This window comes from Paraferrimonas haliotis, from assembly GCF_002282895.1.
GTDB lineage: Bacteria > Pseudomonadota > Gammaproteobacteria > Enterobacterales > Shewanellaceae > Paraferrimonas > Paraferrimonas haliotis.
Window position 1 is genome coordinate 13106 of sequence record NZ_NRRB01000005.1, and the last position, 14978, is coordinate 28083.

At 47.2% G+C, this 14978-nt stretch carries 17 protein-coding genes; 10 read left to right on the forward strand and 7 right to left on the reverse strand.

Annotation, left to right across the window (positions count from 1 at the left end; translation table 11 throughout):
* The first annotated feature begins 20 nt into the window (after positions 1-20).
* The 7 genes from gshA to thiI all read left to right on the forward strand — a co-directional run bounded on the left by gshA (position 21) and on the right by thiI (position 7700).
* A complete protein-coding gene (gene gshA, locus CLC91_RS10905) occupies positions 21-1598 on the forward strand; it encodes a glutamate--cysteine ligase (RefSeq protein WP_095500441.1) in 1578 nt (525 codons plus the stop codon).
* A 43-nt stretch (positions 1599-1641) separates the two neighbouring features.
* Positions 1642-2037, forward strand: a complete 396-nt coding sequence (locus tag CLC91_RS10910) for a hypothetical protein (protein WP_125828489.1) — start codon at positions 1642-1644, stop codon at positions 2035-2037.
* A 325-nt stretch (positions 2038-2362) separates the two neighbouring features.
* Positions 2363-2983, forward strand: coding sequence for a transglycosylase SLT domain-containing protein (locus CLC91_RS10915; RefSeq protein WP_095498803.1), 621 nt, complete (start codon positions 2363-2365; stop codon positions 2981-2983).
* 53 nt (positions 2984-3036) lie between these two features.
* Positions 3037-3270, forward strand: a complete 234-nt coding sequence (gene xseB / locus CLC91_RS10920; protein WP_095498804.1) for an exodeoxyribonuclease VII small subunit — start codon at positions 3037-3039, stop codon at positions 3268-3270.
* A complete protein-coding gene (gene ispA, locus CLC91_RS10925) occupies positions 3270-4169 on the forward strand; it encodes a (2E,6E)-farnesyl diphosphate synthase (protein ID WP_269844430.1) in 900 nt (299 codons plus the stop codon). The genes xseB and ispA overlap by 1 nt, the downstream gene beginning before the upstream one ends.
* Positions 4170-4187: 18 nt before the next feature.
* A complete protein-coding gene (gene dxs, locus CLC91_RS10930) occupies positions 4188-6053 on the forward strand; it encodes a 1-deoxy-D-xylulose-5-phosphate synthase (protein WP_095498805.1) in 1866 nt (621 codons plus the stop codon).
* Positions 6054-6239: 186 nt separating this feature from the next.
* Positions 6240-7700, forward strand: coding sequence for a tRNA uracil 4-sulfurtransferase ThiI (gene thiI / locus CLC91_RS10935; RefSeq protein ID WP_095498806.1), 1461 nt, complete (start codon positions 6240-6242; stop codon positions 7698-7700).
* Here the strand turns inward: thiI and CLC91_RS10940 are convergent.
* Both CLC91_RS10940 and CLC91_RS10945 read right to left on the reverse strand, forming a co-directional pair.
* Positions 7697-8578: a ketopantoate reductase family protein gene (locus CLC91_RS10940; RefSeq protein WP_095498807.1), complete on the reverse strand. Its 882-nt coding sequence runs from the start codon at positions 8576-8578 to the stop codon at positions 7697-7699. The two genes, thiI and CLC91_RS10940, sit on opposite strands and share 4 nt — an antisense overlap.
* Positions 8579-8582: 4 nt before the next feature.
* Positions 8583-8930, reverse strand: coding sequence for a VanZ family protein (locus CLC91_RS10945; protein ID WP_095498808.1), 348 nt, complete (start codon positions 8928-8930; stop codon positions 8583-8585).
* A 147-nt stretch (positions 8931-9077) separates the two neighbouring features.
* On the opposite strand from CLC91_RS10945, the gene CLC91_RS10950 reads away from it, so the two are divergent.
* Positions 9078-9560: a YajQ family cyclic di-GMP-binding protein gene (locus CLC91_RS10950; protein WP_095498809.1), complete on the forward strand. Its 483-nt coding sequence runs from the start codon at positions 9078-9080 to the stop codon at positions 9558-9560.
* A gap of 50 nt (positions 9561-9610) precedes the next feature.
* On the opposite strand, the gene CLC91_RS10955 is transcribed toward CLC91_RS10950, so the two are convergent.
* The 5 genes from CLC91_RS10955 to CLC91_RS10975 form a co-directional block, all read right to left on the reverse strand.
* Positions 9611-10978 (reverse strand): AmpG family muropeptide MFS transporter, encoded by a 1368-nt coding sequence (locus CLC91_RS10955; protein WP_095498810.1) that lies wholly within the window; start codon positions 10976-10978, stop codon positions 9611-9613.
* Positions 10979-11024: 46 nt separating this feature from the next.
* On the reverse strand, positions 11025-11363 hold the full coding sequence (locus CLC91_RS10960; protein WP_095498811.1) for a hypothetical protein: 339 nt from the start codon (positions 11361-11363) through the stop codon (positions 11025-11027).
* A gap of 164 nt (positions 11364-11527) precedes the next feature.
* Positions 11528-12124, reverse strand: a complete 597-nt coding sequence (locus tag CLC91_RS10965; RefSeq protein WP_095498812.1) for a peptidylprolyl isomerase — start codon at positions 12122-12124, stop codon at positions 11528-11530.
* Between the two features lie 10 nt (positions 12125-12134).
* A complete protein-coding gene (locus tag CLC91_RS10970; protein ID WP_095498813.1) occupies positions 12135-12698 on the reverse strand; it encodes a YajG family lipoprotein in 564 nt (187 codons plus the stop codon).
* 24 nt (positions 12699-12722) lie between these two features.
* On the reverse strand, positions 12723-13838 hold the full coding sequence (locus tag CLC91_RS10975) for a methyltransferase (protein ID WP_095498814.1): 1116 nt from the start codon (positions 13836-13838) through the stop codon (positions 12723-12725).
* A 67-nt stretch (positions 13839-13905) separates the two neighbouring features.
* On the opposite strand from CLC91_RS10975, the gene CLC91_RS10980 reads away from it, so the two are divergent.
* Both CLC91_RS10980 and CLC91_RS10985 read left to right on the forward strand, forming a co-directional pair.
* A complete protein-coding gene (locus CLC91_RS10980) occupies positions 13906-14502 on the forward strand; it encodes an alpha-ketoglutarate-dependent dioxygenase AlkB family protein (RefSeq protein WP_158220731.1) in 597 nt (198 codons plus the stop codon).
* A 26-nt stretch (positions 14503-14528) separates the two neighbouring features.
* Entirely contained in the window at positions 14529-14831 is a 303-nt protein-coding gene (locus tag CLC91_RS10985; protein WP_095498816.1) for a BolA family protein, read from the forward strand.
* Positions 14832-14978: the final 147 nt, after the last annotated feature.

Sequence of the window (14978 nt, forward strand, 5' to 3'; positions counted from 1 at the left end):
CTTAGAAGAGATTTAGCCATTTGAATTCCTTGCAACAAACACTGTCACACTTGACCCGCCATCCTGCAGGTAAGTCCCTCACTGTATTGAGCCGTGGTATTGAGCGAGAAGCCTTACGAGTCGATAAACACGGCTTATTGGCAATGGATGAACACCCTAAAGCACTCGGCTCTGCGTTAACTCATAGCTCGATAACCACAGATTACAGCGAAGCCCTTTTAGAATTCATTACTCCGGTTACCCAATCGGTTAATGAACTGATAGAACGTTTAGGGGACATTCACAAGTTTACCGTGTCAAAACTTGATGAGCAGTATTTGTGGCCACTGAGCATGCCTTGCCAAGTAAAAGACGTGGATAAAATTCCATTGGCTTACTATGGCGAAAGTCACGCCGGTAAAATGAAAACTTTGTATCGACAGGGGCTTACCCATAGATACGGCGCACCAATGCAAGTCATTTCAGGCGTTCATTTTAACTTCTCTATTAGCGATGATCTGTGGCAAGCACTTCATGACATGCAAGGCAGCGATCTAACCCTTGAGCAATTTCGCTCAAAAGGTTATTTCGACATGATCCGAAATTATCGCCGCTGGGTGTGGGTGTTACCCTATTTATTTGGAGCGTCTCCTGCGCTTTGTGCCAGCTTTTTAGGTGATAAAGGCAGTGATATTGAGTTTAGTCGCATCGGCACCGGTACCTTGTATTTGCCCCACGCCACCAGTTTGCGAATGAGTGACTTAGGCTATACCAATAAAGAGCAATATGAATTAGGTATTAGCTACAACAGCTTAGAACATTATTTAGAGACGGTTTCTCGTGCCATACGAAAGCCTTCCAAAGAGTTTGCCAAGATAGGTGTGAAGGTTGATGGCGAGTACCGTCAACTTAACGACAATGTCTTACAAATTGAAAACGAATTATACGCACCGGTACGACCCAAACGAGTCGCGAAGGGCAGCGAAACACCTTCACAAGCGTTAGCGCGCGCTGGCGTTGAATACATAGAAGTTAGAGCATTAGACGTTAACCCATTTACACCTTTGGGTATTTCTAAAGAGCAAGTACGGTTACTGGATTTGTTTTTATTAACCGCCTTGTTAACTCCTTCCGATGCGATTGATGCGAGTGAAGAACAGGAAATTCAGGCGAATTTGCAAAAGGTCATTAGCCATGGACGAGATCCGCAATTAACGCTGGCTCGCGACGGTCAGGCCATTGGCTTATCACAGTATCTCGCCCAGTTGTTTGATAAATTCGCTGAGGTGGGAGAATGGTTGGACAGTCACAACGACCGTCAACCCTACCAAGATGCTTTAGCTCGTTGGCGTCCGTGTGTTAGCGACCCAGCTCAAACACTATCGGGTCAACTATTAAGTCAGTTGCAGCAAGCGGATGCACCGCAAAGCCATTGGGCTATGGCGCTTTCTAAGCAGTATAATCAACGCTTTGAAGCCTACCGTTACCGACGCTATACCGAGCAAGAATTTACGGAAGCGTCAAAACAATCCATCGAACAGCAGTTGCTCAAAGAACAGCAAGATCACGGCAGTTTTGATGAGTTTTTAAAGGACTATTTCAAAAAGGCACTGGGTTAATACTAGGATGAGGTTTGGCATTTTTCTTAGCATTGCGTTGACAATGCTTAGTGGTTGTAGCGCCGTCTCGGAGCATAATAATTGCGGTATCATTGCGGCTTATCAAACGCCAGAAATGTCAAACAACCACTATCGAGTGTTGGTGACCGCTATTAATGGTAAACCGGTTATGTCGCGGCCAATGTATCAGCTACCACCGGGCAAGGTATCGTTGCAGTTGGTTGAGTTGATTGATAGTGATGCGTTGACCTTGCAAGCTAAAGATCGACAGTTCATCAATTTTGAATTGGATATTCAGGCCAATATTCGTTATCACCTAGTGGCGCAATTCCCGCCGACCGAAGCGGCTCAAAGTTATTGGGAGCCGGTCGTGGTTGAAAGAGAAGTCTTTCATTGCTCACAAGAGCAACCCTTTGTACGGCAACAGCCCACTCCCTAACCGTTTGCAAGACTGATAGTTGGCAAAAAAAGGGCGACTCACTGAGTCGCCTTGGTACCGATAATTCTGGTTAAACGCGGAGCTTTTATGTTCCGCAAGGGGAGGATAATGATGAACGAAAATTCGGTTCACTTACTAAGACTAAGGTTATTATTGAAAGTTCCACAAGGCTGTTAAAATTTTTTCATTTCCGTTTCAAGGTGTTGATATCTTCAAGCAATAGCGCCGCTTAACTCACACGGATGAGTCCATACGCTTTACAGCTTGAACCCTTCAAGGCATGCTTTAGCTAACACCAATACTCCGATAATAATACGAAATCCCTATGTCGAAAGTTAAATCTTTAGTTGCCGCGATGTTGGTGACCGTTTGTTTAGGTGGGTGCGCCACTCCCCCGCCAGCAGAGCCTGAAAATGTATGCGCCATTTTCAAAGAAAATCGCAGCTGGTATAAAGCGGCTAAAAATACCCGCGAGAAATGGGGTGCTCCCGAGCACATAACCATGGCCATCATGTATCAAGAGAGCAGCTTTAAACACAATGCTGCGCCACCCATGCAGTATTTTTTGGGCTTTATTCCAATCGGCCGAGCCAGTAGCGCTTACGGTTATGCTCAGGCAAAAACCATCACTTGGGACGATTACGTCAAAGAAACCGGTAATTCGTGGAGTAGCCGCAGTAACTTTTCTGATGCCATGGATTTTATGGGTTGGTACATCTATAAAACCAATGCCGTTAATAAAGTCTCTAAGTGGGATGCTTACGCCCAATACCTTAACTACCATGAGGGTTGGGGGGGCTACCGTCGCGGCACCTATAACTCCAAAGCATGGCTGGTGAATGTGTCAAAGCGCGTTGACCGTCGTGCTAATCAGTATGCACAACAGCTGCAAGGATGCCGTAAAGACTTGGATCGTGGCTGGCTGTATCGCTTGTTCTTTGGTTGACCGCTAGTCGACCTTAGGATACCTTTTGAGCCAATCCCTAAAAGGAGTTGAGTGTGACCGAAAGCAAAGACGAAATAAAGTTTGAACAAGCGCTATCTGAATTAGAAACCATAGTGCAAAATCTCGAGCAAGGAAATATTCCGCTGGATGAAGCGCTGCAGCAATTTGAACAAGGCATTGCGCTGTTAAGAACTTCGCAAATGCGTCTCGAACAAGCGCAACAAAAAGTATCAATATTGATGGGTGATGATGCCCAACTGACCGATTTCGATAAAGAGGGGCTTTAGTGACTATCGGCGCCAGCGAGCTCAAGCAACAAATAGCTTCGACGCAGCAGCACATTAATACCCTACTGGCCAACACCATCGATAATTTGGTTGCGTTGCCTACGCCCTTAAGAGATGCGATGCGCCATGGTGTGTTGCTGGGTGGAAAGCGTGTTCGACCGTTTTTGGTGTATGCCGTTGGTGAGGCGCTGAATGTGCCTAAATCCGCTTTAGATAAGGCGGCAATGGCCGTTGAATGCATTCATGCTTATTCGCTCATTCATGACGATTTACCCGCGATGGACGACGATGAGCTACGCCGTGGTCAACCCACTGTACACATAGCCTATGACGAAGCAACGGCTATTTTAGCGGGCGATGCACTGCAATCGTTAGCGTTTGAGTTGATCAGCGAACCCCACCCACACATGCAAGCACAGCAGCAACTGGCGTTGGTGCAATGTTTAGCAAAAGCCGCAGGCTATGGCGGCATGTGTGGCGGACAAGCGATGGACATAGCCGCGACTGGAAAGGCCATCGATCTCGATACCTTAATGACCCTGCACAAACTCAAAACCGGAGCGTTGATTGAATGCGCGGTTGAGATGGCGGTTATCATGGCGAACGTAAACGCAGACACGCAAGCGCAATTTAGGAAATACAGTGCCAATATTGGTCTGGCGTTTCAGGTTCATGACGATATTTTGGATATTATTGGTGATACCGAGCAATTGGGGAAACCGCAAGGTTCTGATCTAAAATCCGACAAAAGTACGTATCCTCAATTACTAGGACTTGATCAAGCGCAACAAACTGCCCAAAAGCTGGTGGAACAAGCACTAACATCTGTTCGAGATTTGCCGTACAATTGCGACATTCTTGAAGCGTTCGCTATGTACATCATCGAACGAAAGCAATAGCACACAAGCAGCCATTTTATGAGCCAAACAAAGTCAGATTTTCCATTGCTCGATTGCGCCCACTCTCCTCAAGAGTTACGCCAACTATCGAGCGAGCAACTTCCGCAAGTAGCCGATGAGCTTCGAGCCTGTCTTTTGTCGTCGGTGAGTCAGTCCTCTGGGCACTTTGCGTCCGGCTTGGGCACCGTTGAACTCACTGTTGCGTTGCATTACGTCTATAACACGCCGTTCGATAAAATCGTTTGGGATGTTGGCCATCAAGCGTACCCCCACAAGATATTGACCGAGCGCAGAGCGCAAATCACTACCATACGCCAAAAGGATGGTTTACATCCGTTTCCGTGGCCTCCTGAAAGTGAATACGACACCTTTGCAGTAGGCCACTCCAGCACCTCGATAAGCGCCGCTTTGGCGATGGCCATTGCCGCTGATAAAGAGGGCAAAGAGCGCAAAACCGTCGCCGTCATCGGTGATGGCGCATTGACCGGCGGCATGGCATTTGAAGCCTTGAATCACGCCGGCGATTTGCACAAAGACATGCTGGTTATCATTAACGACAACGAGATGTCGATCAGCGAGAACGTGGGGGCGTTAAACAACCACATGGCTCGATTGATGTCAGGGCAGCTGTACACCAGCATTCGCGAGAGCGGTAAAAAAGTGCTGCAAGGCTTGCCCACCATCAAAGAAATGGCCCGTCGAACCGAAGAACACCTGAAAGGTATGGTGGTTCCAGGAACCTTGTTTGAGGAACTTGGCTTTAATTACATAGGCCCTATTGACGGTCACGACGTTAACGGTTTAGTGGATACCCTGCGCAACATGCGCCAACTAAAGGGGCCTCAAATTCTGCACGTGATGACCAAGAAAGGTAAAGGTTATGCCCCTGCAGAAGCGGATCCAATCGGTTGGCATGCGGTACCTAAATTTAATCCGTCGGAGATGAAAAAGCCGGCGGCGGCAAAGTCGTTACCCACCTATTCACAAGTGTTTGGCCAGTGGTTATGCGATGTGGCCGAAAAGGATCCTAAGCTGATGGCCATTACTCCGGCCATGCGTGAAGGCTCAGGCATGGTTGAGTTTTCTCGTCGTTTTCCAACCCAATACTTCGACGCTGCCATTGCCGAGCAGCATGCGGTTGCATTGGGGGCGGGGATGGCCAGTTGCGGTTACCCAACAGTGGTGGCTATTTACTCGACCTTCTTACAGCGTGGCTATGATCAGCTGATTCACGATGTTGCGTTGCAGGAACTACCTGTGCTGTTTGCCATTGATCGCGCCGGCATTGTAGGGGAAGACGGCCCGACTCACCAAGGGGCGTTTGATATCAGCTATTTGCGCTGTATACCGAACATGACCATCATGACCCCAAGTGATGAAAAAGAATGCCGCAACATGCTTTACACGGGCTATAAGTTAGGTAAGCCAGCGGCGGTGCGTTATCCCCGAGGCAGCGGCACCGGAGCCTCTCATAGCGACGACATGGAAGAATTAACCGTAGGTAAAGGTCGCTTACTTCGAGAAGGCAATGACTACGCGATTTTGAACTTCGGTCACCTGTTGAGTAAAGCGCAGACGGTTGCCGATAAACTGGATTTAAGCTTGGCGGACATGCGCTTTGTTAAGCCGTTGGATTTGGAATTAATCGAGTCATTAGCGCGCTCACACAAAGGTCTAATAACCATTGAAGAAAATGCCATTGCTGGCGGTGCAGGCTCGGCGGTGTTAGAAGCCTTGCAACAGCTTGGAATCAACTTACCAGTGCTCACCATTGGATTGCCTGATGAGTTCATCAAGCACGGTGCTACTAACTTGGTACAGGCTGAGTTGCAAATTGATGAAGCGGGCATTGAACAGCGAATTCATAACTACTTTAAAGGTTAAGCGGCGGCTCTAAAAAAGCACGTTTTAAGCCGTTAATGTGATATTTGGCCCAGACTAACGTGAGTTAATCTGGGCCTTTTTGCACTCACGCGACACATAACTATACTCATTTTAAAGGCTTTTGATATAATCCGCCCACTTTGACCCCTATGTCCGGGTGTCGTTATTTTTGAAAGAGTTAACCCCGTGAAATTCATTATTAAGCTTTACCCAGAGATAACCATTAAGAGTAAGTCGGTTCGGTTGCGCTTTATTAAGTTGCTGGAAACCAACATTCGCAACGTCTTGAAAAAAGTCGACGACGATGTGCGCGTGTTGAAGCAGTGGGACTCTATCATAGTGAATTTACGCAACGATGATGCTGAGGTGAGAACCAAGATCATCGACCGCTTGGGGTGTATTCCGGGCATTCAAAGCTTTATCGAGGTAGGGGAATACCCCTTTGAAAGCGTTGATGATATTTATCAGGTTGCGCAAAAGCAATTTGCAGACTCGCTGGCGGGCAAAACCTTTTGCGTCAGGGTAAAACGTAAAGGTAAGCACGATTTTACCTCCATCGAAGTTGAGCGTTACGTCGGCGGTGGCCTTAATCAACATTCTGACGCCTTAGGCGTGCGTCTTAAGAATCCTGACATTGAAGTAAAAATTGAGATTGATCGGGATAAAGTCTACTTGGTCAAAGCTCAGCACCCTGGGCTTGGCGGTTTTCCAATTGCAACCCAAGAAGACGTGCTGTCACTGATGTCCGGTGGCTTTGATTCCGGCGTTTCAAGTTATCAGATGATTAAAAAGGGCTGTCGCACCCATTACTGCTTCTTTAATTTAGGCGGTGCCGCCCATGAAGTCGGGGTACAGGAGGTTTCATATTACCTTTGGCAAAAATACGGTGAGTCCCATAAAGTTCGCTTTATCAGCATTCCGTTCGAACCGGTTGTTGAGGAGATTTTAGAGCGAATCGATTCTGGACAAATGGGGGTTGTGCTCAAGCGGATGATGATGCGCACAGCGGCGAAAGTTGCCGAACGATTTGGCATTCAATCTCTAGTCACCGGCGAAAGCTTAGGGCAGGTGTCGAGTCAAACGCTGACCAACCTGAACGTGATTGATCGCTCTACCGATACCTTAATCTTACGCCCGTTAGCGGCGATGGATAAGCAAGATATTATCGATATTGCTAAGCAAATTGGCACAGAGCAGTTTGCCAAGGTGATGCCAGAATACTGTGGTGTTATTTCTAAAAAGCCAACGGTTAAGGCGGTATTGTCTAAAATAGAAGCGGAAGAGCAAAAATTTTCTGACGACCTAATCGAACGAGTCTTAGAGCAGGCAAAAGTCATGGATATTAGAGAAATAGGCAAGGCGGCTGAAACTCAAGCTAAAGTATTAGACGCTGAAACCATCACGCAGGTGGATGACAATAGCGTGGTACTGGACATTCGCGCGCCAGAAGAGCAAGAAGAAGCGCCATTGCAGCTCGATGGGGTGGCGGTGAAAGTGCTGCCGTTTTATAAGCTTGGCAGTCAATTTGAAAGCTTGGATCAAAGCAAAAGCTATTTGTTGTATTGCGATCGCGGCGTTATGAGCAAGCTGCAAGCTCTATACCTAACAGAGCAAGGCTTTGATAACGTAAAAGTGTATCGACCTTAACGAGTCGCGTTGACGACCCATTGCACCATTTTGTCATTATTAGGGGTAGTTACCCCTAATAATGTCCCTCTTTGACAAACATAACCGTTTATCGCGCTAATTTCAGTCGGTCGACCTGCGATTACGTCCTGCGCCATTGAACTGGTGTTGGACGCCGTAGCTGTGATGACTTGGTACACCTTTTCAAGTGAGGCTTGCGGGTCGAGCGTAATACCATCGGCCCGGGCAACTTGGCAAACCTCGGCAACAATGGCGGCTATGTCAGCGTTAAAGCGCTTATCAAGTAGCTCACCATTAGCCACTCGATGAATCGCGGTTAACGGGTTGATGGCGCAATTGATCACCAGCTTTTGCCAAACCGCGGATAACACGTCGTCGGTTAAGCGCTCGGCGCCAAATCCTGCTAAGAGCTGGCGTTCAAGTAAGGGGGCAAGCGGTGACCCACTTATCTGACCGAGCTTGGTGGTGCCAAGGCCGCTATGAATAACCTGAGTTGAGCTTTTTGTCAGCGCGCCATGAGTTGTGGTGGCAAGCAATAAACTCTGTTCGGCACCCAATAACTCACAGACCTCGATATGAGGGCCTAAACCGTTGTGACACAGCACAATGCTTGAGGATGAGGGTAGTTGCTCTATCAAAGGTTTTAGCGCATCAACGACTTGATAGGCCTTCGTGCAGACGATAAGACAATCGATGGACGGGATATGGGCCGGTTTCACATGAGCGCTGTGGTGGACACCGTTGGTATCGATCAGCTCATAGGTGTTAGGTAGCGCTTGTTGCGCTTTGGCAATGACGCTCACATTAAGCTTAGCTCGTTGAAACTGCCAATGAAGCAGCTTTCCAATGGCGCCAAAACCTAGAATCGCGAATTGCATGGAGCTAGGCCTGCCTTACACGGCGATAAAGCCACAGCGAGGCATAAAATAATACCACCCCAAACATGTCGGCAATAAAGTCGGCCACTTCAGCGCTGCGATAGGGCAGCTTAGATTGAATGACTTCGATAAACACGGCGTAACTGGCCATGGCACCCACTAACGCTGGCCAGCGCCAATGAAAGCTGGCATAGGTTAACCAGCTCAATAGCCAAAATGCACCAATGTGGCCATATTTATCAAAGTGATTTATATCGAGCTCTGGATAGTTAGGCTTGGAAAACACCAAAAAAGAGATGGATAAAAACGCCAATACCAATGCAGTTTGATAGACACGAGGATGATAAATCAATGAAAACGCTTCCTAGATAACGACTGCCCACTATCATAACCACGGGACTGAGCCTTGTCACGGTCTGGCGGGTTAATCTGGACATCAAATTCATCTAGCGCTAGTCTTGCCAAGTAGTAATTTGAAATCCATTAATAAGGAACCTCTATGCCATCGTTTGACATAGTTTCAGAGCTCGACCTAGTAGAGCTTAAGAACGCGGTTGATAACGCCAATCGAGAATTGGATACGCGTTTTGATTTCAGAGGGGTTGACGCCAGTTTTACCCTCAATAAAGAGCAAGTAGCGATGAAAGCCAACGAGGATTTTCAATGTCGACAAATGATCGATATGCTGCGCAATCAAATGACTAAGCGTAAAGTGGATCCTCGCTCTATGGAAACCGGCACTGCGGTGTTATCGGGCAAAACGGCGACCATCACCGCCAGCTTTAAGCAAGGTATTGACCAACCCACTGCTAAGAAAATCGTTAAGCTGTTAAAAGAAGCCAAATTAAAGGTGCAAGCTTCCATTCAAGGCGACTCTGTGCGCGTAACCGGTAAAAAGCGTGATGACTTGCAAGCGGCCATGGCGCTGGTAAAAGACGGTGAGTTTAACCAGCCGTTTCAATTCAATAACTTCCGCGACTAATGCCGTGATGACGCTCTAGCACAAAAGCCAAAGCTTATGCTTTGGCTTTTTTAATGCTCTTTGGTGTGATTGGCGTACTTGTCGACTAAGGTCACCAAAGTCAGCACCGGAAGGCCTATTAAACCCGCCCCTAAGAAGAACCAAGTATAGCCAAAGGCATCCACAAACATCCCAGAAAAACCGGCGATAAACTTAGGGAATAACAGCATGATTGACGACAACAGCGCATACTGAGTTGCGGTATAGCCAGCGCTGGTTAACGACGACAGGTAAGCAATAAAGGCGGCGGTGGCGATGCCGGCGCTGAAGTTATCCACTGAGATACAAAACGTCAGTAAAGGTACGTTGTATCCCACTTGGGCTTGTACGGCAAACAGCAGGTTGGTTAAGGCTACTAACAGTGCCCCTAAGTAAAGGATCTTAATGGTGCCGTATCGCATTAGCAGCGCACCGCCCGCAACCCCGCCAAGTAAGGTCATAATAAGTCCATACACTTTTGAGATAGCGGCGATTTCTTGTTTGGCAAAGCCCATATCGACGTAGAAAACATTGGCCATTATGCCCATCACAATATCGGAAATGCGATAGCAGGAAATCAGCAACAGTACTAACAGCGCTGGTTTACCAAAGCGGCTAAAGAAATCTTTAAAGGGCATAACCACTGAGTGATACAGCCAAGCAGTTAATCGCGCCAGCTTGGCCGGCAGCTTTTGTTGCAGTGTGAGCTCGGTGGCCCGTTGAGCGCTATCGATATCAACCGCGGCGGTTTGCGGCTCTTTAGCTAACAAGGTGGTGATGACACCCACGCCAACCAGCAGCGCCATCAGATAATACGCCGCTTGCCAGGCGGATAGCAGGTAGCTGTCGTCGCTTGGTGAAAGCATGGCGGCAAAGGTTAGGGCGCCGGCGCCTGCGACAATCATGGCGCTGCGATAACCGGCTTGGTAGGCCGCCGCCAGCGCACCTTGCATTTTCTCCGGTGCCGATTCTATACGAAAAGCGTCTATAACAATGTCTTGAGTGGCAGAGGCAAAGGCAACCGCTAAGGTGAACCAAGCCAGCTGGACTAAGTTGTTTTGCGGATCGGAGTTAGCCATACCAACAAGCCCAGCAATGAGCGACAGCTGCGCAAGCAGCATCCAGCTGCGTCGCCGTCCCAGTAATCGACTCAACAGCGGAATCGATAACCTATCCACTATCGGAGACCACACCCATTTAAAGGCATAAATGATGGCTATCCAACTGAAGTATCCAATGGTGGTTCTATCAACGCCGGCTTCACGAAGCCAAAACGACAAGGTGCCAAACACCAGCACTAAGGGTAAGCCGGCGGAAAAGCCGAGCAACAGCAGAATGAATACGCGTTTATGTCCATAAACGGACAGGCTGGGGAAGGTGTTAACGAGCCAGTTTTGCATTGGGACCTAAGCTTTGGGCATCAGTCCCAACAAACTAACCGCTTCTTTAGCAATTAACAACCTCTGGCCGCACGCCAATGCAACCACTGGGTAATTGTTGAGCACCGCAGAGGTAGCTGCAACAATCCAGCAGATGATGTTTAGTGTCTTGGCAAAGGTGTTCCAACTCATGTTCCAATTGATGCAATTCGAATAATAGGTGCCAAAACACCCGTTCAAACTGAGAATTGGTTTGACCTGTATATTGATGCTGTGCCCACTCACTGAGAGTGTCCCACAAATACTGCTGCAGTTCAGATTCTGGTAACAGCTTTTCTAAAGCCGCTTGACCATAAAATGCAAGTTGCGGGGCTTTGGCTTGAATGAAATCCTCGGGATTCATCATCGTCCGTGCCCTTATTATTCTATCGTTTTTTTTGTATAGATGGCTGTTGGCAAAAGACCGTTGAGCCAATCGGAATAGCTACTCTATAGCAGCCCATTGTGATTGGCTATACCCGAAAAGTAATACTTTAGTAGAATGGTTGGTTAAGTACTTGATCTCTCCATTTAATATTCCACTAATACGGCTTTATTAAGCATGATGGTGGTTAGCGGGAAATTATCCCAACCGACCTGGCCATTGTGCCCGGTAGGGACCTTGGCCATGGCTTCAATAACTTCTTGGCCTTCGGTGACTTCGCCAAATACCGTGTAGCCCCAGCGAGAGGCTTTGGGGTCAAGCTTGTAATTGTCCGCCAAATTGAAAAAGAACTGGCTGTTGGCCGAGTGCGGATCATCCATTCGGGCCATGGCGACGGTCATGATCTCATTACTCAAACCGTTACCGCTTTCATTGACAATGGCTGGATCTAAGGGCTTTTCGTTCAAGTCGACTCCATAGCCACCGCCTTGAACCACAAACCCCGGAATAATGCGATGGAAAATGGTGTTGTCGTAGTGGCCTTTAACGACGTAGCTCAGAAAGTTATTCACCGTGATTGGACTGCGATTGCGATCCATTTCTATCACGATTGTACCCATGCTGGTCTCTAGGCGAACTTCGGGAAACGGGTTGTCCGGTTGCAATTGTTCGATTGAAACAGGCTGTGCCGATAACGAGTTGCTGGTTATCAACAGTAATCCGGCCAACAATACTTTCCACATAATCAAATCCTTAATTGGCAATGAAGCTGTGCAGTTCAGGGTCGTCGACAATCTCTTGCAATACCTTGGTAATCAGTTGGTTTATTTCCAACTCTAATGTGGCGGGATCCGCTGACAAGGGCGCACTGCGCTGGGCATTACCACGATAGGTTTTAGTGAGCGTTTGATTGCCATTGTCGGCAACTAAAGTCAGTTCAATATTGGTATTCGCTTGGTATTTGTAAAACTTCTGCTCCACCACCGATTTAAGGTCAACTAAATTGAGTTGTACGTTAACCGGTGCCTGCGCTTGAATTCGATAGCCTTGTTTGGCAAAGGCGTCACTGAGCAATTGTTGAATTTGCAGGCGAGGTGGCTGAGTGGGCGCAATCAATTGAGCCGCATCGTCGGATTTTTTTATCTTGGCTATGTAGTTAGCGCTGCGAAGATCTTGGCTAGAAAAGCTCAGTTGACCGGTGTGGCGTTGGTTAATTTGTGGCGCTGACGGATCGAGCGCGACTTGTGGATAGGTGGTTGTACAACCACTTAAACCTAGGGTTGCCAATACGAAAACCGGTATAAGCAGTTTCTTCATCTATTTTTTCCTTTACAAATTTAGTTATTTTTTACTTTGTAAGATTACGAATTTGGGGTCCGATGCGATGGTTGAAACTTCACCAAAAACCCTTTGCATTTTAATGTGATAGCCTAAGTGTCTATTGCCAACAAGTAATAATATTCCGCCCGGCTTTAGAACACGCTTAGCATCATTTAACATTTGCCAAGCAATGTGATCCGTTAGAGCGTCGCCTTGATGAAACGGTGGGTTGCATAATACTAACTCGGCACCCAGTTGAGTAAGGCCACTTAAACAGTCATTCCAATGGAAGCTGGCACGGTTGTCTTGCCCAGAAAAGTTGTTTTGCCAATTGCGAAACGCACTGTCTACGGCGGCTTTTGATTCGTCGACAAAATGGATTTGGGCCTTGCTGTTCAGTTGTGCAGCACGCAACCCAAGAACCCCATTGCCGCAGCCTAGATCAACGATGTCGCCACTGATGTTATTGGGTATGTGTTGAAGCATAAGCCGGGCACCAATGTCTAAACTGTTGCCCGCAAATACATTGGGTAAATTATCAATGTTCAGGTTATATTCTGGTATTGGCCAACTGCGAAGTGGGGTCGTTGGGCGCACTTTTCCATCGAATATACAGTCAATCACTCGGGTATTTTTCCATGCAAGACTGGGTGTTGCTTGACCAATATGTTTGGCACAGCGCTCAACGATATTGCGATTAATGTTTTTGGCCTTGCCTGCAATAAGTATGCGAGTACCTTTAGTTAATGTTTGGCTTAGCTTTATCAATTGGCTATCTAATTGATTGAGGTTTCTTGGCAGTTTCATTAATACTAAGTCGATGTCTTTTGGCCATTCTTGTTGTAAATGGATCCAAGTAATCGAGGTGTCGATGCCATTGAGGGCTATGTTTTTTTGGCAGCCCAATTGAGCCACTTTGGAATCGGTATGGGCCAACACTCTGGTGGCATTGAGCCCACAAGCGAGTGCGCCGAAGCTATCATTAATTAACAAACAGTGTTGAGTATTTAGATGTGCCTCATTAACAACCTTAAGCAAGTGGTGATCAGCGGCATCCCACGCTTGTAAATTGTTGTTGGTCACTGGATAGCGTTTTAACGTCAGTTGTTGGCCAGCCAATTCGGTTTCTAAAGGCATTTCGTTGGTCGGTTATTAATGATAATTGTCGGTATTATGACAGCATTTGCGCGGAGGAAGAAAGGGATTGACAAAACAACAGCATTTTATTTTTGCCGATGGCGCTGTCTCTATCGTCCGCAACTGGCTATCTTTAGAGACTCTGCAGAGGTTACAAGCAGAAGCCGTTGATTACCCATGGCAGCAGCCTAGCATTCAACTCTTCGGCAAATCTCATAGAATTCCTCGACAGCAGGTTTGGTTTGCCCACAACAATGCCGGCTACCGATATTCCGGCAAAATTTTCTATGGGGAAGATTACCCAGAGTGCTTGCTAGACGTTCAATCGAGACTCAATAGAGTATTTAAGTTGAAGTTTAATTCAGTCTTAGCCAATCATTATCGAACCGGTATGGACAGTATGGGATGGCACAGTGATGATGAGCCAGAACTGATTGCTAGCCATCCAATCGGGTCATTGACCATTGGTGCTAGCCGTGACTTTTGCCTGCGCAATAAACACACTCGAGAGACAGTAAAGTTTGAGCTTCAAAGTGGCGACTTGGTTATTATGTGGCCACCGATGCAAGCGCATTGGCAGCATGCCGTGCCCAAACGAAGTAAGGTGTCTGATGCTCGACTAAACTTCACCTTCAGAGCGATAAATGATAGCTTTCATCGCTGACTAGAAATCTAATTTGTTTGGAGTCGTTGCTAATGCAGCAAACTATTGAAAATAAACTTAACCAGGCATTCTCCCCAAGTCACTTACAAGTGATCAATGAAAGTCATATGCATCGCAGCTCTGCCGATGGTCACAGTCATTTTAAAGCCATTATCGTCAGCGACCATTTCGAAGGTAAGCGACTGTTAGCAAGACATCGAGAAGTTAACGCGGTTTTGGCTGATGAGTTGGCTACGAGCTTGCACGCGCTTGCGTTACACACTTATACCAGTGAAGAATGGCTTAAGCTTGCACAACAGGCACCGCGTTCGCCTTCGTGCACCGGCTAATAACGCCATTTTGAACCCAGGCTGGGTTGCAGTAATGATGAGCAAGCTTCGTTTTGTTAAATGTTAAAAATAACGTATGTTAGCTATCATTAAATGCAGATTGTTAACAATTGGTCACTGGCATGGCTGCTCAGCTGAGCCGGGATA

Coding starts and splice junctions, on each gene's coding strand:
- CLC91_RS10910 (WP_125828489.1), top strand. CDS start 1,642: ATGCTTAGTGGTTGTAGCGCCGTCTCGGAGCATAATAATTGCGGTATC.
- CLC91_RS10915 (WP_095498803.1), top strand. CDS start 2,363: ATGTCGAAAGTTAAATCTTTAGTTGCCGCGATGTTGGTGACCGTTTGT.
- dxs (WP_095498805.1), top strand. CDS start 4,188: ATGAGCCAAACAAAGTCAGATTTTCCATTGCTCGATTGCGCCCACTCT.
- CLC91_RS10940 (WP_095498807.1), bottom strand. CDS start 8,578: ATGCAATTCGCGATTCTAGGTTTTGGCGCCATTGGAAAGCTGCTTCAT.
- CLC91_RS10950 (WP_095498809.1), top strand. CDS start 9,078: ATGCCATCGTTTGACATAGTTTCAGAGCTCGACCTAGTAGAGCTTAAG.
- CLC91_RS10955 (WP_095498810.1), bottom strand. CDS start 10,978: ATGCAAAACTGGCTCGTTAACACCTTCCCCAGCCTGTCCGTTTATGGA.
- CLC91_RS10960 (WP_095498811.1), bottom strand. CDS start 11,363: ATGATGAATCCCGAGGATTTCATTCAAGCCAAAGCCCCGCAACTTGCA.
- CLC91_RS10965 (WP_095498812.1), bottom strand. CDS start 12,124: ATGTGGAAAGTATTGTTGGCCGGATTACTGTTGATAACCAGCAACTCG.
- CLC91_RS10970 (WP_095498813.1), bottom strand. CDS start 12,698: ATGAAGAAACTGCTTATACCGGTTTTCGTATTGGCAACCCTAGGTTTA.
- CLC91_RS10975 (WP_095498814.1), bottom strand. CDS start 13,838: ATGCCTTTAGAAACCGAATTGGCTGGCCAACAACTGACGTTAAAACGC.